General features: G+C 52.6%; 17 protein-coding genes and 1 tRNA gene. 9 read left to right on the forward strand and 9 right to left on the reverse strand.

Annotated elements, in window-relative coordinates:
* Nucleotides 1-3: 3 nt before the first annotated feature.
* Nucleotides 4-3333: a cache domain-containing protein gene (locus AB6M95_RS13290; RefSeq protein WP_371387246.1), complete on the reverse strand. Its 3330-nt coding sequence runs from the start codon at nt 3331-3333 to the stop codon at nt 4-6.
* Between the two features lie 188 nt (nt 3334-3521).
* Between AB6M95_RS13290 and AB6M95_RS13295 the strand changes: the two genes are divergently transcribed.
* The 5 genes from AB6M95_RS13295 to AB6M95_RS13315 all read left to right on the forward strand — a co-directional run bounded on the left by AB6M95_RS13295 (nt 3522) and on the right by AB6M95_RS13315 (nt 7868).
* A tRNA-Thr gene (locus tag AB6M95_RS13295) sits at nt 3522-3597 on the forward strand.
* Nucleotides 3598-3757: 160 nt separating this feature from the next.
* Entirely contained in the window at nt 3758-4558 is an 801-nt protein-coding gene (locus tag AB6M95_RS13300) for a hypothetical protein (RefSeq protein WP_371387247.1), read from the forward strand.
* Nucleotides 4559-4778: 220 nt separating this feature from the next.
* Nucleotides 4779-5342 carry an ATPase gene (locus AB6M95_RS13305; RefSeq protein ID WP_371387248.1) on the forward strand — a complete coding sequence of 188 codons (564 nt, stop codon included), beginning with the start codon at nt 4779-4781 and terminating at the stop codon, nt 5340-5342.
* The gene (locus tag AB6M95_RS13310) at nt 5342-6352 is read left to right on the forward strand and encodes a site-specific integrase (RefSeq protein ID WP_371387249.1); all 1011 of its coding nucleotides are present in this window, start codon (nt 5342-5344) and stop codon (nt 6350-6352) included. Before AB6M95_RS13305 ends, AB6M95_RS13310 begins: the two co-directional genes overlap by 1 nt.
* Before the next feature lie 70 nt (nt 6353-6422).
* Nucleotides 6423-7868, forward strand: a complete 1446-nt coding sequence (locus AB6M95_RS13315; RefSeq protein ID WP_371387250.1) for a hypothetical protein — start codon at nt 6423-6425, stop codon at nt 7866-7868.
* Nucleotides 7869-8146: 278 nt separating this feature from the next.
* On the opposite strand, the gene AB6M95_RS13320 is transcribed toward AB6M95_RS13315, so the two are convergent.
* Nucleotides 8147-8500 carry a type II toxin-antitoxin system HicB family antitoxin gene (locus tag AB6M95_RS13320; protein ID WP_371387251.1) on the reverse strand — a complete coding sequence of 118 codons (354 nt, stop codon included), beginning with the start codon at nt 8498-8500 and terminating at the stop codon, nt 8147-8149.
* Nucleotides 8497-8757 carry a toxin HicA gene (locus AB6M95_RS13325; RefSeq protein WP_371387252.1) on the reverse strand — a complete coding sequence of 87 codons (261 nt, stop codon included), beginning with the start codon at nt 8755-8757 and terminating at the stop codon, nt 8497-8499. The genes AB6M95_RS13320 and AB6M95_RS13325 overlap by 4 nt, the downstream gene beginning before the upstream one ends.
* A 167-nt stretch (nt 8758-8924) precedes the next feature.
* On the opposite strand from AB6M95_RS13325, the gene AB6M95_RS13330 reads away from it, so the two are divergent.
* Together AB6M95_RS13330 and AB6M95_RS13335 are read left to right on the forward strand one after the other, a co-directional pair.
* Nucleotides 8925-10034 (forward strand): hypothetical protein, encoded by a 1110-nt coding sequence (locus AB6M95_RS13330; protein ID WP_371387253.1) that lies wholly within the window; start codon nt 8925-8927, stop codon nt 10032-10034.
* A 21-nt stretch (nt 10035-10055) separates the two neighbouring features.
* The gene (locus AB6M95_RS13335) at nt 10056-10754 is read left to right on the forward strand and encodes a metallophosphoesterase family protein (RefSeq protein ID WP_371387254.1); all 699 of its coding nucleotides are present in this window, start codon (nt 10056-10058) and stop codon (nt 10752-10754) included.
* A gap of 660 nt (nt 10755-11414) precedes the next feature.
* On the opposite strand, the gene AB6M95_RS13340 is transcribed toward AB6M95_RS13335, so the two are convergent.
* Entirely contained in the window at nt 11415-11765 is a 351-nt protein-coding gene (locus AB6M95_RS13340) for a ribbon-helix-helix domain-containing protein (RefSeq protein ID WP_371387255.1), read from the reverse strand.
* A 668-nt stretch (nt 11766-12433) separates the two neighbouring features.
* On the opposite strand from AB6M95_RS13340, the gene AB6M95_RS13345 reads away from it, so the two are divergent.
* Nucleotides 12434-12595 carry a hypothetical protein gene (locus AB6M95_RS13345; RefSeq protein ID WP_371387256.1) on the forward strand — a complete coding sequence of 54 codons (162 nt, stop codon included), beginning with the start codon at nt 12434-12436 and terminating at the stop codon, nt 12593-12595.
* Nucleotides 12596-12725: 130 nt separating this feature from the next.
* Here the strand turns inward: AB6M95_RS13345 and AB6M95_RS13350 are convergent, their stop codons facing one another.
* From AB6M95_RS13350 to AB6M95_RS13370, 5 genes are all read right to left on the reverse strand, one after another.
* Nucleotides 12726-13772 (reverse strand): TrbL/VirB6 family protein, encoded by a 1047-nt coding sequence (locus AB6M95_RS13350; RefSeq protein ID WP_371387257.1) that lies wholly within the window; start codon nt 13770-13772, stop codon nt 12726-12728.
* 21 nt (nt 13773-13793) lie between these two features.
* Nucleotides 13794-14630, reverse strand: a complete 837-nt coding sequence (locus AB6M95_RS13355; RefSeq protein WP_371387258.1) for a type IV secretion system protein — start codon at nt 14628-14630, stop codon at nt 13794-13796.
* The gene (locus AB6M95_RS13360) at nt 14623-16161 is read right to left on the reverse strand and encodes a hypothetical protein (RefSeq protein WP_371387259.1); all 1539 of its coding nucleotides are present in this window, start codon (nt 16159-16161) and stop codon (nt 14623-14625) included. Before AB6M95_RS13360 ends, AB6M95_RS13355 begins: the two co-directional genes overlap by 8 nt.
* A 183-nt stretch (nt 16162-16344) precedes the next feature.
* Nucleotides 16345-16632 (reverse strand): hypothetical protein, encoded by a 288-nt coding sequence (locus AB6M95_RS13365; RefSeq protein WP_371387260.1) that lies wholly within the window; start codon nt 16630-16632, stop codon nt 16345-16347.
* A 769-nt stretch (nt 16633-17401) separates the two neighbouring features.
* The gene (locus AB6M95_RS13370; RefSeq protein ID WP_371387262.1) at nt 17402-18334 is read right to left on the reverse strand and encodes an alpha/beta fold hydrolase; all 933 of its coding nucleotides are present in this window, start codon (nt 18332-18334) and stop codon (nt 17402-17404) included.
* 146 nt (nt 18335-18480) lie between these two features.
* Between AB6M95_RS13370 and AB6M95_RS13375 the strand changes: the two genes are divergently transcribed.
* Entirely contained in the window at nt 18481-18714 is a 234-nt protein-coding gene (locus AB6M95_RS13375) for a winged helix-turn-helix transcriptional regulator (protein WP_371387261.1), read from the forward strand.
* Nucleotides 18715-18776: the final 62 nt, after the last annotated feature.

Consider the following 18776-nt stretch of genomic DNA (forward strand, 5'->3'; position numbering starts at 1 on the left):
CAATCAGCCTTGGCCGCCGGGCAGGATCACGTGGAAGACCGAGCCGTTGCCCTTCTCCGACCGGGCCCAGACCCGGCCGCCCAGCTTCTCCACGACCATGCGGCACAGGGCCAGTCCCAGACCCGCGCCCTTGATCTCGTCCACCAGGGTATCGCCGGTCTCCACCTGGTGGAACGGCTTGAAGATCGCTTCCAGTTCCGCCTCGGGGATGCCCTTGCCCGTGTCGGCCACGGTCAATTCCAGCCCCTTGCCGTCCGGGCTGGTCACGCGCACGGTGATGTTCCCGTCGCTGGTGAAATTGCAGGCGTTGCTCAACAGGTGTCCGAGTACCCGCTCCAGGTGCTCCGGCAGGATGTTGAGTTCGGGCAGGCCGTCCGCCATCTCCAGGACGATATCGAGACCCGCGCGGTCATGGCAGGCGGCCCGGGCGCTCTCCACGGCCCGGCGGATGGTCTCGCCCACGGGATAAGCCGCCTCGGTGCGCAGGTCGCCGCCCGCCTCCATGTCGGCCAGTTCCATGAACTGGTCGACCAGCAGATTCAGCCGCCTGCCCTCGATCTCCATGACGTCGAGATTGCCCAGAGCCCGCTCCAGGCTCTCGCCGTTGCCCGCTCCGTTCAAGGACCGGTCCAGCTCCTTGTGCGCCAGGGCGGCGTAGCCGAGCACCGAGGTCAGCGGAGTGCGTATGGCGTGGGACACGGTGGTCAGGAAGGAGGACTTGAGGTCGTCGAGCCGGGTCAGCTCCGCGTTGGCCCGCTTCAACTCCTCGGCCTTGAGGGCCAGGGCGGAGGTGCGCTCGGCGATGATCGCCTCCAGGTCCTCCTCGGCCCGCTTCAGGGCGGTGATGTCCACCAGGGAAACGAGATCGGCCGGCGCGCCGTTGACCTTGGTGCTCCGGGAGTGGATCTCCACCCACTTGACCCGGCCGGTACCGGTCACCGCCCGCCAGTTGTAGGCCGGGACCGTGTCGCCCTCCCCGGCCTGCTTGCGCCGGGCCTGGGCCATGACGAAATCGCTGTCGTCCGGGTGCAGGTACCGGCTGAACCCGCCGGGGGGCAGGGACATGAGCTCCTCCACCGTGGTCTCGACGATGTCCGCCGCGGCCTTGTTGGCGAAGGTCACCCTGTCCTCCTGCAGGACGCACAGGCCGAGCATGGTCTGCTCGGAGAACGTCCGGAATCGCTCCTCGCTTTCGGTCAGCTCGTCCAGGATCAGGGTTACGTTGAGCCCATCGGACAGGCGGCGGCCCACCTCGGTGAACAGCCGGATCTCCTCGTTGGTCCAGACGCGGGCGTCGCGGCACTGATGCAGTCCCAGGGCCCAGGGCGCGCCCACGCTCGGCTGGATGGCGAACATGAGCTGGGAGCGGACGCCGTATTGCTCGGTGAGCAGATCGTCCAGGGCCATCCCGGTGGACGGGTCGAAGGCCATGGCGACGTGGCCGTCGAGCAGCGCCCGGAGATCCCGCCGGGTCTTCTCGGTCACGGCCATTTCCATGCCTTCCATGCCTTCCACTTCGTAATCGGAATCGGCCCGCAGCACCTTGACGCGGAAGAAGTCCGCCTCGGGATCGCAGGGATGGACCAGCCACCCCCGGTCGGCGCCGAAGGCGAGGCGGATGGCCTCCACCGTGGCCCGGAGCATCCCGTCCGTGGTGGTCGCGCTGTGCATGGCCCGGTCCACGCGGTCGAGGGTCTCCAGAAAATGAATGTGGTTGTAGTACTCCTCCTCGGCGTGCTTGCGGTCGGTCACGTCGAAGATGACGCCGTCGAGGCGGTCCGGTTCGCCCTCATCGCCGTGAATGATCCTGCCCCGCTCGGACATCCAGCGGACCTCGCCGTCGCGGCGGATGATCCGGTAGTCCGCCAGGTAGGTCTGGCGGTGCTCCAGCCCCTGGCGCAGGGAGCGCTCCACCCACTCCCGGTCTTCGGGGTGGACGATGGACTGGAAGGTCCGGCCGCCGCCCTCCATGAACTCCTCGGCCGGATATCCGGTCACGTCCAGGGCCGTGCCGCTGACGAACCGGTTGACCCAGCCGTTGCGGAAATCGCTGTGGTAGATGACGCCCGGGATGTTCGCGACCAGGGAACTGAACCGCTCCAGGCTCTCGGACAGGGCCTCCTGGGTCGCCTGCCGCTCGGCGACCATACGGTTGGCGGCCTCGGCCAAAGACTTGAACTCCGCATAGTCGAGTGAGGCCACGTCGATCTCGCCCTGGCCCGATGTGGCCCGCTCCCATACACGGGTGAAGGAAGCCACGTTGGCCTCGATATTCCGGGCCAGGCGGCGGGAAAGGTACAGGCCCAGCAGGCTGAGCAGGGCCATGCCGGACAGGATGAGCAGGGCGCGGTCCTGGATGTGCTGTTCAAGCTGCTTGCGTTTGAGCTCGATGACCCCCTCGATGTCGCCCACGAAGGCCCCGATGCCGATGTACCAGCCCCAGTCCGGGATGGGTTCGGCGTAGCTGACCTTGGCATCATTGCGCTGCCCGCCCAGCGGCGGCATGACGTAGGTGACGAACCCGCCCCCCTGCTTGGCCGCCTTGATCAGCTCCTGGACGATCTTCACGCCGTTGGCGTCGGTGATGTTCCACATGTTCTGCCCGACGGCCGGGCCGAGAATGGATTCGCCCTCCATGGTCCCGCCGAACAGGGTGCCGTTCTTGGCGTAGCGGATGTCGCCCAGCTGCCGCAGGGCCATCTCCTTGACCGCTTCCTCGGCCATCTCGAGGCAGGCTCCGGCCACCACGCGAAGCCCCTGGGCCTCGAACTCGTTGACCTTGACCAGGAGGGTATACCGGCTCATGCCGTCGGACACCTTGAGGGCCAGCTTCCGCTCTCCGTTGGCCGTGCCCTTGAGCTCGGCCTCCACCTGGGACAGGGCGTCCTCACGGTTGACCCATTTCGGGAAGGGGGAAAAAAGATAGATGGTGTTGCCGCGGATGGCGTAAAGCCGGGCCTCGCTGCGGTCCAGGGCGGCCATGAGCCGCACCGTGGCGATGCGCAGCACCGTGGCGTCGGCCCCCTTGGCCAGGTCGCGTCCCAGGACCTCGTTCAGGGCCCGGACGTCGCGGATCTTGGATTCGAGCTTCCGCGCGAGGTTGTCGGCGGCCGTCCGCCTGAGCCCGGCGACCAGTTCCAGGGCCTCCTGCACCTCGCCCTTGACCAGGCTGCGGCGCTCAGCGTAGCGCTCCTCGCGAATCCGGGTAGTCTCCGCCCTGAAATCGACGAACATGGAATACAACCAGACCGCCCCGATGACCAGAATGGATATCCAGGAAACGGCCACCATGCCCATCAAGCCGGCTCTGCCGATGGTCCTTCCCTTTCTCACCCGCTACGTCTCCCGTCCACGGAACCGCCCAGGCAGTCCCTAGATTTAAGGCAAAAGCCTCCAGGGAATCTACAATACCAACCTCTCCAGGAAAAGCCACCCCATTGTTTCCCCCTCCCCGCCGCCCCCTACCCGCTCTTTTACCTTGACCGCCCCCGCCACCTGGTATAAAAATCGACTCCCGTTTCGCCAGGATAGCTCAGTTGGTAGAGCAACTGATTCGTAATCAGTAGGTCGTCGGTTCAATTCCGATTCCTGGCTCCAACGAAATCAAGGGTTTAGCAGCTTGCTAGACCCTTTTTTTGTTGTCTGATAGAGTTTTTGGGACAAATTTGGGACAGTGACAGTGTTCATCTTATAAGAGTAGAAATAAAAAACGAACAGTTATGGCAACATCCTCACACCACAACCGAGGGCACAGTCGATGAACCTGTCCATATTTGAAAATGCTAAAAGCTATTTATCTGAATCACTGGAAAAAGCTGTAGCTGCACAAGATGATGTCCGGCAGTGGAAGTTCGCCATTTCAAATCTCGTGCAAGCTACTGAACTATTTTTTAAAGCGCGCCTTCAGATGGAACACAAGTGGCTGATATATGAGGACGTTGACAAGCGAAAGCGAAGTGTTTCCATAGGGCAGGCCGCTAATCGACTCAATGCGTTATGCCAACTCAACATAGATTACGGTGAAGGCAACAAGAACAAGCCAACTAGCGATCTCTTACTTGCTGTTCGATGTAGAAATGACGTCACGCATGGCGGATTTTCGATTGAGACAGAACAGGTATATCTTTTTTTCAGAATATTAAACTACATCTCTTATTTCTGTGATTCTCAATTCAATCTTTCAGTGAAAACTCTGTGTTCCACATCAACATGGAATAAAATCATTTCTGACAAGGAGCATATCCAAGAACAACGCAATTCTGCGGCAAAGCTCATTGATGAAAAATCTTATACTGAATTAATTGAATGTCCAATTTGTGGATTTGAAACCTTTGTCGTGGACCAAGGCACCAACACGTGTTTCACGTGCCAGCATAAAGAGTATGCCTTCTATTGTGAGAATTGTGAAAGAATCACCCTTGAGAGCGAGCTGAACTGGGATCGAGATGACGAAAATGAAATCTGCAATGAGTGCTGGTATGAACTCTGTAAAGCACAAGAAATGGAAGATTATCTTATGGACCAAAAAGCTAATTTCCATCTCCACGACAAGGATTAAATATGCTCCCCCAAAAGCATAGCGCACATCAGTTGCGAGACGTCAAGGAATCCATATTCCCTAGGATTGTTGAGCTAGCGACCCAGTCCCATACCGCTCAAGACGACTTTCTATCTGGCATTCTGGAAAAAGGAATCCCGATCACATACCGTGATGATCAAGGAGAAATCGGCAAAGAGTTCCCTGACGGCAAAATCGAACGCATTTTGGAGGTCTCGTAATGCCTCGCCTGCTCATGATCTGCGGCCCCAATGGTTCCGGCAAAAGTTCCTTCACGATCAAGACGAATCTCAGAGACGTCATGCCGGTTATTGACCCGGACCTGATTGCCAAAGTTGAGAATCTTCATCCCATGGCAGCGGGCAAGGAAACATCAAGACGAGTTAAGCGCTTCATTGCCGAGAACACTTCCTTCGCCAAGGAATCCACGATGACCTCCAATTTTGATTTCAAACTCATGCAACTCGCCAAGGAAAACTCATTTAAGGTGGAGTTGCTGTACATTGCCCTTGAATCTCCCCAGGATTCCATACACCGCATCAAACAGAGAGTGGCCTTGGGCGGGCATCACGTTCCGGACGAGGACGTGATTCGCCGGTATGGTCGCAGCATGGAGAACTTGGAGAAGGCTCTTTCGACTGTGGATCGAGCGGTCATCATCGACAATTCCAGACGACAGGATAGGACAGTTGCAACCGTCGAGATGGGGGAAATCACCCTTACGAATGAGGACACTCCTGGCTGGCTGCTCCGCGCGCTTCCCCACCTTGAGGCGACCAGTTAATGGCTACGATCAGCAAGCGAGGCAAACACCAATGGCAAGCCAAAATCAGGCGCAAAGGCTACCCCGTACAAAGCAACACCTTCGAGCGGAAGATCGACGCCGAGCAGTGGGCACGCGACATTGAAAATGAAATGGATCGCGGCGTGTTCGTCTCCCGCAAGGAAGCTGAAAGCACGACGCTCTATGAAGCCCTGGACCGGTTCATTGATGAGTACATCCCCAACCTAAAAATGGTCGCCAACGAGACACGCCGGGCCAAGGCCATACAAGCGCGCGAGATCGCCAGCCTCTACATGGCCACGATCCGCACCAAACACATTGCCGAGTTCATCAAGGAACGCGAAGACGAAGGCGTGAAGCCAAACACCATCCGCCTGGATCTGGCTATCCTTTCCCGTCTCTTCGAGGTGGCCGCCACGGATTGGGGCATGGAAAGCCTGAGCAACCCGGTGAAGCGGGCCAGGAAGCCCAAGTTGAATGGAGGTCGCACAAGAAGACTCCAACCAGCTCAGAGCAAAGACGAGAAGAGCGAAGAAGAGCGCCTTCTGGAAGCATGTGGGGAGAAATTCCGGCCAGTAGTCCAATTCGCCATCGAAACAGCCATGCGTCGCGCCGAGATCGCCAACCTCACCTGGGCCAACATCGATCTGAAAGGGAAAACGGCATACCTGGCTGAAACCAAAAACATGACTGAGCGCACCACCCCACTCTCCCCAGCTGCCATTGGCATCCTAAAGGGCATTCCTAGACGGATCACAGGCTCAGTCTTCGGCATGAGTGAAAACGCCATCACCATTGCGATGCGGCGAGCAAGAGAAGAGGCAGAGATCAACGATCTGACTTTTCACGACCTTAGACATGAGGCCACATCAAGGTTGTTTGAAAACACCGACCTAGACATTCTGGAGATTGCCGAAATTACCGGCCACAAAAACTTACAGATGCTGAAACGCTATACCCATTTAAGAACAAACAGGCTTGCGGACAGACTTGCTGGCGAAAAAAGATAACAAGAGAAGCCAGATTTTGGCCTCGGCGGAATGGATCACTAACTCATGCATGTCGGCCGACGGAGAGCATATGCAAGCATTAGTAGAAAAAGCATTGTTTGTTGTTAATGAAATTAACCGCATACAGGCAGCGATTCAGAAGTCTAGAGACGCTTGGAAAGAGTTGGATCAATGGGATGTATTTGCTGATGTTCCCCATCCAAGTGGAAGAGGCACATTGATATGCGGCAGGGAAGCGCACCTCGCGCTGTGCGATATAGTCCGAGCATATGGGTGCAATAAATATAAAAATCAGAACGTAGATATCAGCACTATTATTAAGCCTTTCAAAAAAGAGTTTTCTAAACGATTCCTGAGCGGGGAGCTGGAACTGAATGAAAGGTATCTTTCAAGAGTACTACATCGGGTCTTTCAAAAAGCAGTTGATGAACTGGTTGCCACAACCCACTTCTTTCCTTGCAGACTTTATATTCCAAAGGACAGTGACTCCATTCACATTGGGCCCGTTCAATTTAAACCCGCCTCTCAATTTTGGAAAGAGTATAGGAATAATCGCGATTCATCTATTGAGCAAAATGTTCAAGATGTACTTGGAAATTGGAAGAAGCTTTCAGACGAAGGATATCCAAATGTCTCAAATTCCTATGAAGACGCTTTGCAGTTGATAGAGAGCTTGGAGAAAGATGTTTTAGAGGGACTTGAGGCCGCTGAATGGATCGCTTCGTCAGAGGTTGCTCCTTCTTCACCTAATATTTCTCGACAAATTGCACAAGACAACGTGGAGACTGCAATTGCAATTATGAAACTTGCTTTTGGGGCCGACTTTTCTCAAATGTTTGAAGTCGGCACCCCACCAAGCGGATTGACGACACCAAAGCTAACAATGATAGACGGTAAATATGAATACGCTATGTCCAAACAGTGGAACAACAGAAGTGAACCAAAGAATTTTCGGGAAGTTATTCACAGCAACCAAGTCCAATTCCTTTTCGGGCAAGTAGCCTGCCTGCTCAAAGCTAAATCCAATCATGACCAACTAGACGACCTGTCAGTGAAATTAATATACAGCCTCAATAAGTTTAGCGAGGCTGTACGTGGAATTAGCCCAGAGTACAGCGTATTGAATTACGTTATCGCAACTGAAACAATGCTCTTGCCTAAAAAACGGGACGACAACGACATCACAAAGACATACGCATATAGGGCTGCAGCGCTTGCCGCAGAGAAAGACGATGACTTTTCTGATCTCTACACTCTGTTTATGAAGGCGTATGCCGCTCGCTCTGCGATAGCCCATGGCAATATAGAGGCTTCAAGTATAGTCCGAGAAATTCCTATCCATAAATTGGGATTAGCAAGTGCATTTGTGATTTACCGGATGATCGAATGGTTGCAGGACCCAAGTTTGCCGTGCCAGCCTGGAACAGTGGATGATCTTGAGAAGACTCTCAGCTACATCCTTACACAGCCTCCCGTGTGCGATTTGGTTGAAAACGTTCAGGAGAAGGGCGTCTAGTCTCCTTTGACAGGCCAAAAAGGCTAATCCCGCCTGCGGTGGAAACACCGGGAACTCAGAGAAGCCCGGCCCTAAAACGGGGCATCTCCATTTCGCCGGATAGCTCTGTCGGCGAACCTATTTCACAGGAGCGGGTCAGTAATAAACACTAGGCCAACCTTTTTTTAACCGCCTGCTGTGGCAAAAAAAAGCAGGCCAGGGAAATTCCCCAGCCCACCCCATGAATGGAATTGCCCATCACTATAGCTGATGGGGATTTTACGCAAAAACTATATTATTCAGCAAGATAACTCAGCCTTATGGCATCCTTGCCCGGCGATTAAGGCATTAATCAACCGGTTCAGGCTCACCCTGTTTTCAGCAGCAGACAAAGCGAGATCACGGTGCACAGCAGGGGTTGTCCGCAACGAAATCTTTCCTGAGTACTTCTTTTGGCTGAAAGGCTCGGGAACGTTTTCATCGTTGGCCTCCATGTCGGCGACAACATCGGCGACCAACTGAACCACTCCCTCAAGGGCGGCAGCCTGATCCTCGTCAAGCCATGAGAGGCTGGGGAACTCAGCGCACAGACCGACGTACTCCTGATCCTCTTCCGACCAAAGGACCCGATAGGTGTAGTGCTTTACGTTCATTTGCTACCTCCTTCCTGCTTTTCTATCCTGGCGATGGCTTCCAGCACCTGCCGGACCTGGTAGGTCTTTGCCATGCCTTTCTTATCCTGAATGTTTACGCGAGGGTCACCTCGCCATGGCGTCTTGTAGACCTTGTGGCTTGTCCCCTCCTGCCGTGGTTCTCCAAAAAAATGTGCGCATACAGCGTCAAGGTCATTGAACCGGACATTTTGAGGAGCCGATTTCATTTGCTTCAGTATCTTTTCAATTTTACTCACACGGCCTCTCCTCTGTGATATCAATAATGATAGCATCAACTCATGTCAAGAGGCCCAGGACAGCTCAACAGCCTCCATGCCCCAAGCTCATTGTCATTTCAGACTAACCATATTGAAGAAGCCTTCACAATGCAGTAGGTGAGGACTTCAACCATCGAGGAGGCTTCATGATTTCCGGCTACCCTTCCGACTACGAAGACGTTTTTCAACTAATCCTCAATCTGGTGCAGGAAACCAAGCGCGAAGGCGATCCGAGCAAGCGAATCACTGCCGCCGACCTTGAAGGATATTTCCACAGATTGTCCATGGGATCACTTGGCGAATATGAGTTCATGCGGCGCATGGCTTTCTACGGCCACCCGGTGATGCGCGTTGCCGCGATGCCCATACTGTGGACGGACTATGCGCAGCCTGTCTCGCCTGACTTCATTGCAGTCTTCAAAAACGAAAAAATCTGCGTTGAAGTGAAAAACTACAAATGGGACAGCAACCCCAAAGGATTTGTTGTCCCCAAGCGCTCGGTTGACAACTGCATCCAATTTAAAAATTTCTTCCGCTATGACCGAGCTTGCCTCGCAGTGAAACGTTTTGAGCGCTGGTACATGCTCGACTTGGAAAAGATCAAAAAGAAGAGCCATTATAGCAACTACTTGATTGAATATGCTGAAATGTCAAAGGCTGACTTGCTTGATGAGGCAGGGATCATCTTTCAAATCTGGTCCACTGAAAACAATCAGAAAGCGGCGGCCAAATACGCTCCTATACCGGACTGTTTTAACAACAAAGGAATTCTTTATCCCGAAATCAGTTTAGATAACACAAACGATTTCACCAGACTGCGCCATTGCAATGGAGACGGGAAAAGCTACCCTCGCGAAGAGGAGTGTGAAGTCCGACAGTACAGAAGCACCCAAAAAGAAATCATAGCAATAGTTTACGAGACAATCGAATCAAACATCCGGGAAGTGTACTCATGCGGCCACGATTGGCAGGCGGCCATTCGCATGAACATTGAAGACATTATCCCCTCGGTTTTCTCGATCCATGACCGGATGCGCGATGAGGTCTCGGCAGACGAGTTGCAAGTAGACATCAACACGCTAGTTTCAAATGAAGTCCTATACAACGCAACCCGCAAAAATTGCCTTTTCTATCTATACAGAATCGCTACTAAATTATACAACGAGTTAAGCGAACAGCTGGAAAAAGACGGCCTGACCTTCAAAGACATTATGGCTTACATGGAAGCAGTACGGTCATTCAAAAAGAAGTTATAATATCAGCATCTTAATAGCGCAATGATTCTCATCGTCGGGGACACCCATGCCAATTGGGGGCAAGTCAACAAGTTGATTGAAATTCAACAGCCTGACTTAATTTTGCAATGTGGCGACTTTGGTTTTTGGCCTGGGCATCGCCTCTATGATCCGGCCACAAAACTACACCCCGGCTCCACTCACATCCATTGGATTGACGGCAACCATGACGACCACCAGGCTATCCAAAAACGACTAAGAGCAAATCAGCTGCATTTGTCGGAGGGGCTTCCCAATGTGGTATTCCAACCACGTGGCTCCACACTGACATTACCCGATGGCAGAACTATTCTTTTTGCTGGCGGTGCGTTCTCTGTGGACAACCGAATGCGGTTACCTGGGAGAGATTGGTTCCCGGATCTGGAGGTTCTGACCGAGAAAGACTTAAAGAATTTCCCTGATCCGACTTCGATCAAGATTGACATCGTAATCAGCCACACAGCCCCAGATGAATTCTCTGCAGACGGGTTGCCACTCGATCTGTGGCCCGAATGGTGGGATAGGGACCAGGACCCTTCTACCAAAGTCCTAAGCAAAGTCCTCCATGTCTACAAACCTTCGTTATGGTTTTTTGGTCATTTTCATCTTTACCAAGAAGGCAGCTATGAAGGGTGTAGATGGTATGGACTTGATCACGCCAAAGGCAGCACTCGTTGGTGGATGGAACTCCCAGGAGCGTAGTCTATAGCCGCTGGTAACTCTTCCGGTTCGTTAGCCCAAGAGCTTACTTAGCCATTTAGGGTGAGTCCTCCGTTCCTTTAGGTGAGCGTCTCTGGAACATAGGATGGTTTCCCCGCAAGCCTCGATGCCCGAGGGCGCGGCCGATCAGCCGAGTTGAAAGGCCGGTATTTCTTCTCCATGCCTGAGGACTCAATAGGTACTGCAACTGGCAGTAATTAAATGATATTGTGCTAGAATCATCCCAGCCATTGCCGGGAGGTTTTACCGGCAAGTGGGGGGGTGGGTTTTACCGGCAATCCACTTAAGACGGCTTCCCCACTCGTTTAGGTGAGCGTCCCTGGAACATAGGATGGTTTCCCCGCAAGCCTCGATGCCCGAAGGCGCGGCCGATCAGCCGAGTTGAAAGGCCGGTATTTCTTCTCCATGCCTGAAGACTCAATAGGTACTGCAACTGGCAGTAATTCAATAATATTGTGCTGGAATCATCCCGGCCATTGCCGGGAGGTTTTACCGGCAAGTGGGATGGTGGGTTTTACCGGCAAGTGGGATAGTGGGGTTTACCGGCAACCCACTTAAGACGGCTTCCCCGCTAGTTTAGGTGAGCGTCCCTGTTTGCCTGGAAGAGCGTTCTTCGTTCTCCTCAAATGCGTGCCAGCGAGCTTACAGCCCAAGGCCACGTCGAAATTTCCGCATATTGTCGGCATGGGTTTTAAACTCTCTCTTCAAGTCCTCTAGGGCATTTAATATCTCGTCAGTCGAGAGCGGATGACCGGAGTTCAACTTGTAAGCAATCTGATTGAGATTTGACCCCACACGGTAGTACCCTTTACGCCAGGCTTCAAAGAGAACCAGCATTTCACGCGTCAGCTGGGGTTGATCGCTTTTAGCCATTACCTGAATCGCTTCACGAATCACGCTTGCCCGCCCACGCAACCCGTGCTTTTCTTTCAGCTGATCCACAAGATTTGCCATTTCATCAGACATTCTGACTGGTACGTATTTGCTTTTCATCTGATCTCCTCGTCGGGTCCCTTTAGGGCAGGCGCTGCGGGTGAAGCTGGCATAGGCCAGCGAGGGGGGCAACCCCCTCCCCTTTTCGGCTGAAAAGGCAGGATCGGCGTAGCCGAAAGCCCTTTGTGTTACAAAGTGCGTATCCTGCCAAACGCAAAAACCGCTTCTCAACCGTAATGATTTCCCTATCTAAAACGTGTTCAAACTAGGGATTTCAGCGGTAGTCGTTTGTTATTATTTGATTTTTTACGAAAAATTCCAGTATAAGAGCTTGATACTCCAAAATGTGTCCCTCGCAGTAATAGGATGTATCCCTCCCCAATTTATGGGTATCCCTCACTGTTCCAAGGGGTGTCCCCTGGAGTCTAAGGGGTTATCCCTATCCAAAAGAGGGGTATCCCTCTTGAAATGATTCCCTGGGGCAAACGCCGCTAACCGACCTTCGCCCGTCACGATCCTGGGAAATCGGCTTGCAAGGCCGCGCCAGGGGTTCGTCCGCTTCGCTCCCTCTGCCCCTGTCACTTTGCCCTTGCCGCCCCCAGGATCGCGCCACGCGAATGCCGGGCGGCTGGGCCTGACGAACCCCGGCAAGGGTGGGGGCAAAGAAGGGTGAGCCCCCACCCCCTGCCGGGGGTACGTGATGGGGGAAAAACCCAAAGGAGCATTCTATGACCGAAGAACAAATTAAAGCCATGTACCAGTGGAAAGATGATTTCATAACAAGAATGGTCAAAAAAAAGAAACCGTCCCGCAAAGATGGACGCGAATTTCGGGCGTTGCGTAGACAATTTCAATACTATTTTTTTGGGATCAACAAACAACAGCCTTGACTTTAGGGGGGCCAGGGGGCTTGCCCCAAGCTCTCGACCGAAGGGAGAATGGAACCGGTCTCCGGTTCGTCAAGCCAGGGCGTTAGCCCCCTCATTGGCCCTCTTATTTGGGACTGCTTTCAAAAGGGATTCATTTAGCCCCGCGCTGCTCTTTCAGCCGCTCCAGGGCATTCTTACCGCCGGACAATGCTTGATTGCCAACTTGTCTTGCCTGGTTCCAGGCGGCTCCACCAGCCTTCTTGCTTCCAGCAAAAATGCCGCCGCCCAAGGCCGACGTAGCGGCTGTAAGGCCGCCCGCAATGCCGGTTGTCGAGCCTGCCATGCTGCCAGTCATATGAGCGGCAAAGTCCGGCGTCTTAAGGATCATAGCCAGACAAAAGGCGCACCAAATCAGGATCTTCAAATACGAATCCGAAACGATGACGGAGATTGTTTGAGATTGCAGCGTGAACGCTGACACGGCCTCACTGATGCCCTTCCCACAAATCCCCATGACTAGGGCAGCAGATATGGCGATCAGCATGTAGTTCAGGAGGCCACGGCACCAAGTATAGAAGACATGGCGAGTCTCCTTGAACGCCGCAAACAGCATACATATCCCGCCCATGACAAAGAAAATGAACATGGAAAAGAAGGCGATACCGTAGATCACAAAAAAGGCGGCGTACATGGCCAAAAACACAGTGAACAGGGGGAGCATCGCCAGAATAAAACTGAAGTACCGCCAAGCGTTGATGAGGAAATTCCCCTTGGGCGACAGGGCCTGAATTGCGCTGAAGAAGTTAACCACAGTCTGGTCCAGGCTTTTGAAGACCTCATGGACACTGCCGTATCCGTCACTGCCTATCGCGTGAGGCGCAGCAGAGATGAGGAAGGAGGAGATGTCCAAGGTCAATTCAACCACAGTTTCAATCACCGTGTTGTAGTACCAGTTCCATTCAAATACGGCGGAATAGATCGCACTGGCGATAGCGCAGGAAACAACGAGGTCATACACCGTAGCCCTGCTTTCCGCTTTGTAAAACTTGTACCCCGTCCAGACGATGTAGAGGACAACAAAGGCCCTGAAGAACATTCCGAAGGATTCCATCAGGGCACCGTAAATCGACGCCACGTATTGCGTGTTCATCAGGATCAGATTCGAAAAAACAGTGGCGGATATTCCGTAGTCAGTCATGATTATTTCCTCTTTGTGGAGCTATTGTTGAGCGGCCTGTTTCATAATGGCCTTTATGTCCGTGATGTCATCAATTCCCGCCCTGCGAAAATTCGACAATTCATAATCGAGCACGTCCTTTCGCTCGACCACGGCCTTGATTGCTGAAGCCCTGGCCGCAATTGAATCCTCGGTGACGCCGGAATATTCCGAAAGCGCCATGGCCTGTTGGAAGCGCATGGACATGGACAGCTGTTCCTGAAGAACAATCAGGATCTCTAGCAACAGGCTATTGGTCAGGGCCTGGGATTCCTTGAGGTCTTTCCCTTTGCCGATTTTGCCTCCGAGAGTCTGTACCTTCTCCATTCTGTCGGACATGGAGCCTAATATATCCTCACTGTCTTCAATCGCTTTCTTGTAGGCCGCCTGACGGACCTGATATTCCTGTTCTGCCCGTTTCCGATTCTGTTCCGGGGTGGAAGTGCGCGGATCGTCAAAAACGCCTTCAAGGAGTTCCTTGACCGTTTCGAAGTCGCCTTTGTCGGGATCGGAAAGATCCTCATACAAAGCCATGTAGTGTTTGAATTGCCGCATAACCGTGTTGTACGAATCGTTGAGGAAGGCCTTGGTCTTCATCACATCGTCGTAGACCCCTGTGACACGGTCATAGGAGCCGGTGACGGCCTCATAGGACTTGGTCAGAGTCTCATTGGCGTTCATGGCCTCCTGAAGCTGGGCTTGCATGACCTTTAGTTGCTCGGTCAGTTGGCTGACCTGCTCCGAGAGGTAGATGTGGGTAGTTGCGTCTGAGACGCCCAGGGCGGCGGCAACATTTGGGATCCATAATACAATCATTAGTGAACACAGTGCCTTATTCATCGCATTGTCCTTCCTTTTTCGCTTGCGGAGGCAACACGCTTGGTATTGAGCCTCCATGCTCCTGTTTTACTTGTTTGAGTTCTCCGCCCGAGGATTGAGTTTTGGCGTCTTGCCTATCGGGGAACGAATTTTGAATAACCCGCCATTCGGCCCCGCCTTTTCGGCCCCACTCGACTCCGGTAATTTCCTCGCCTTTGAAAAAGGCGTGTTTATCCTCCTTCCAGACGATCCCCTTCTTCTTGTCCCAGACCTTGCCAAACTTCCTGACGACGGTTACGCGCTCCTCTGTTTCAATTTCGGGTTCAGGCTCAACCACGTGTTCAACACCAATTATAGGCGCGTATTTCTTCCTCTGACTCAAAATCCCCCAGGTCCTATAATCCCTCTCCCCTCGCACCCACTTCCAGCGCCGGGCGAGTTGTTCCATAGTGGTGATGTGAAATCCCCCCTGTTCGGCTTCAATCACGACCCGTGAGGTAGCAGGATCAAAGGCAAGAGGAGCTTTCAGGAAGTCATTCCCAAATCCTCGGCCATCGTACTTGAGGTGGTGACCAAGAATCCCAGAGATACGAGGCTGATCAAAGTGATCGACCGTTAAATGGACTACCGGGGTGTCCTCTAAGTCATGTGTGGGGAAGACCTTCTGTAGGATTTGGAGCCATCGGGCCTTAATCCAATCGTGGGGAATCCGTCCTGGGTCGCAATGCTGAACAACAGTCTCTCCATTTTTCTTTCGGACTGATGCGATTGGAATAAGCCCTACATGAAAGTGAAAGCGGTCTTTGTACAAATCGCGACTACCGACTGCGTGGACAGAGCAGTAGGCGGCCAAGCCGTCCCGAAGCCGCAACCCGCAAGCTTTCCTGGTTAATTTTTGCAGGCCATCACAAAGCAGCGTTCTCTCGTTGCTCCCCTTTGTTGGGATCGCTTCTACAGGCTCGGGAAGAGTAAAGACGATTCGTATAAAGCTTGAAATCCCAAGTGCCTTAGCTGAGCCTTGCATGAAGCTTTGAATGTCTTTGGTGGTCCGCTCCTTTCCTCGATCATAACATCTTGGACATGGAGTCTTCCCGCAGGAAAAGGGGCTAACAACCGGGGGGGCATCCTTGTACTGAACGAGGGTCCCCCAGCTTTTCCTTGAACCACAACTCAAAAACTCGTCGCGGTTTCGGTATGGGTCATCGTTCTCGATCCCTTCAACTTTACAAATAGCTTGCTTGAAAGCCTCACGGATGGCCCAGGCTCCTTTCTCTCCCTGAGTAATCCACCTCACCCCAGGGAACTTCTCTGCTAACTCTGACCGCAACCAGTCGCGCTTTGCATGAGGTCGGTCAGGATCGGCCCGCGCATTACCAAACGGCCAGGGGCGAAGCGGCTTTTGGGGCGTGTCGGAATCGGAGAGGCGTGCGGCCTCGTGACAGTTTCGCGCCCCATAGTTCAAGTTAAGATTGTTTTGGTGGGCTTCGCCCGAAGAAACGGCAAAGGAGTTTGCCCGGTCAGATGATGGAACAATGGCATTGGTAGGATACAAAAGAACCTCCGTATCGGTATGATTGAAGACAACCACTCGATGCGGAGAAGCAGACAGGCGAACACACGCCTTGAACTTTCTGGGCTTTTGAGAGAAAGTACGAATTGCTTCCGCTTTCGAGTGGGAAGTGAACAGGGGACTGCTGCTTTGCTTGCCGGCGAGAGCAGTTCCCTTCTTTTTTCCCTAGGAGCATGATGCGCTCCTTGTCTTTGGAGGACGACCTGGCCTCCGTTTCCTCTTCTTCTCTTTTTGCGATTTCCCCCCTTCCACTTCGTCAAATCGCTCGTTGATCCACTCTGTGATCTTCTCATCGCTCCATTTGAATATTCCCCCGATCTTGATGGGGGCGGGAATGGCATGGGGCCACGCCCGCCTTGAGACATGACAACTCAAGGCCTGGGGGGTCATACCCAGCCGCCGTGCAGCCTCAGCCCTACCAATAATTTTCATTTGCTTTTTGAGTTTTTCCATCTCTTCTCCTTTTCCATGGCTTTTTAAAAAGCATATGCCTTTTTACAAAACACATGTCAACTTACTGTAATTTATTAACATATTAACACATTAATCTGTTAATATGTTAATATACTTTTGGGACAAAAATGGGACAGTCAATTTGAAAATTGTGGTATGAAATGAGAATTAAGACATTCACAGAAAGCCTATTATCTACTGAAATAACAACTATAAATTTAAAAAGTCTGGTATATTCTGATTCTTCAAACTGATTCGTAATCAGTAGGTCGTCGGTTCAATTCCGATTCCTGGCTCCAGGAACAAGCAAAGGCCTTGCGGAGATCACCGCAAGGCTTTTGCTTTTGGCATAGTTGGGGAGGGCATGAATGCCTCCTTTTCCACACGCACAGATCCGTGGCTCATCCACCAAGGCTCTGGAGTTCACCCGATTTAGTGGAGGGTTTTCGACTTGAACTCTCAGGAAGCGCGAGCATGTATCCTTTCAAGCCAATGGCACATGTAATCGAAAACAGAATATCGTCGAAGAGCACTCGGTCGAACAGGCTGTTACCAATACCAAGCTCCGCATAACCACCGGACTACGATTTTCGTATTCGACGATCCCGAAACACTATCCGGATCCCAGCCCTTAAACAGAATGGGGGCGAATGTCTGAACCCTATCAAGCGCCACAAGCAACAAAAGGGGTGGTCATCGCTGACCACCCTTTTGGTCGGTGAACCATATTTGCAAGCTCCAGCTGATATGAAGAAACCGCGCAGGTCACTCAAAGCATATCAACCCAGGCGATGATCGACGCATTCACATCATCCTTCCGATCCTGCATGATCCAATGTCCAGCGGCTTCCCACAGATCGACCTTTGATTTCGGGTGAGAAAACCATGTACGCATCCTCTCGGCCTGCCCTTTACCTCTACAAAGATGATAGATTGGGATGTTAATGGTTTTGCAGAATACCTCGCTTTGCCTTCCAAGCCCGACTTGATTGGGGCCAAAGAACAAAGGGCCGAAAGATTCACGTACAGGATAGTCCGGTGTGCCCTGAAGGCGTCTGGCATGCCATCGTTTTAAAGCAGGGTCTGTGGTTTTGTCATAAAATCCAGCAAACAAGGCAGGCCCAACATCGGCTGGATTGTCGCGTTGCAGATCCTCAACTGCCTTTTGGAATATGGGAGCAAGCTTGTCGGAAAAACCAAGCGACCCATCAACCGAGACAACTCCCTCAATCAGGTCCGGTCGCTTGCTCGCCAGGCGGGCTGCGATTTGCCCTCCCATCGAGTGCCCCACCAGCACAAATTTCTCACTTGAAAACCTTGTTTCGATAAGAGTTTCGATATCTGCGACATAGTCATCCGGCATGTAATTACCAGACGGCATCACCTCGGATCTACCGTGTCCGCGTAGATCTATCGCAACAACGCGATAGCGGCTTTCCAATACCGGGAGTTGCCAACTCCAATCGTGGGAATCACAAGTCCAACCGTGGAGAAGCATCATATTTCTCCCTTTCCCGGTGTCGGTATAAAAGAGCTTAGCTATTCGTTTGCTTGCGGCAAAAGCCGGTATTGGAGTAGTTGTTGCGGAGGCCAACCCTATCGACGAAATAATGGCGCGTTGGGGCTTGGCAATGATTGACGAGGCTGCAGTCATACCTAGCAGCTTCATTAAACCGCGCCGGGACATAGTCATGTTTTGCATTTTCACTGCCGGCATCCTTTGAAAGCTTTCCGCCGACACCAACATCGGCAACCATTAATGAATTGGACTGATGCCCATTAAATATGTTTTTCTCATAGCGTCAATTACGAACCTTAATGCTAGTAGATATACTGAAGGATATTGCCATGCCAGATCAAGTGGACTCTGTTTTCTTCGCGGACTGCGCGGCGCGGTCCTTCTTTGACCAAGTTGCAAACAAATGGTCTGTGATGATTTTGACTATTCTAGAAGAGAAACCGGCTCGATTTAGCGATTTCATGCGCAGGCTTGAAGGAATTACACATAAGGCGCTAACTGTGGAGTTGCAAGACGTTGTTCACAGCGGCTCCCAATCGGCTGATAGGCGTTTTATGCTGTAACGCCGAATGATTCCTGTAATAATTGTATTCATGGAGCCAGCGAGGCAACTCGCTGGCTCTTT

Source organism: Pseudodesulfovibrio karagichevae (genome assembly GCF_041414475.1).
Lineage (GTDB): Bacteria > Desulfobacterota > Desulfovibrionia > Desulfovibrionales > Desulfovibrionaceae > Pseudodesulfovibrio > Pseudodesulfovibrio karagichevae.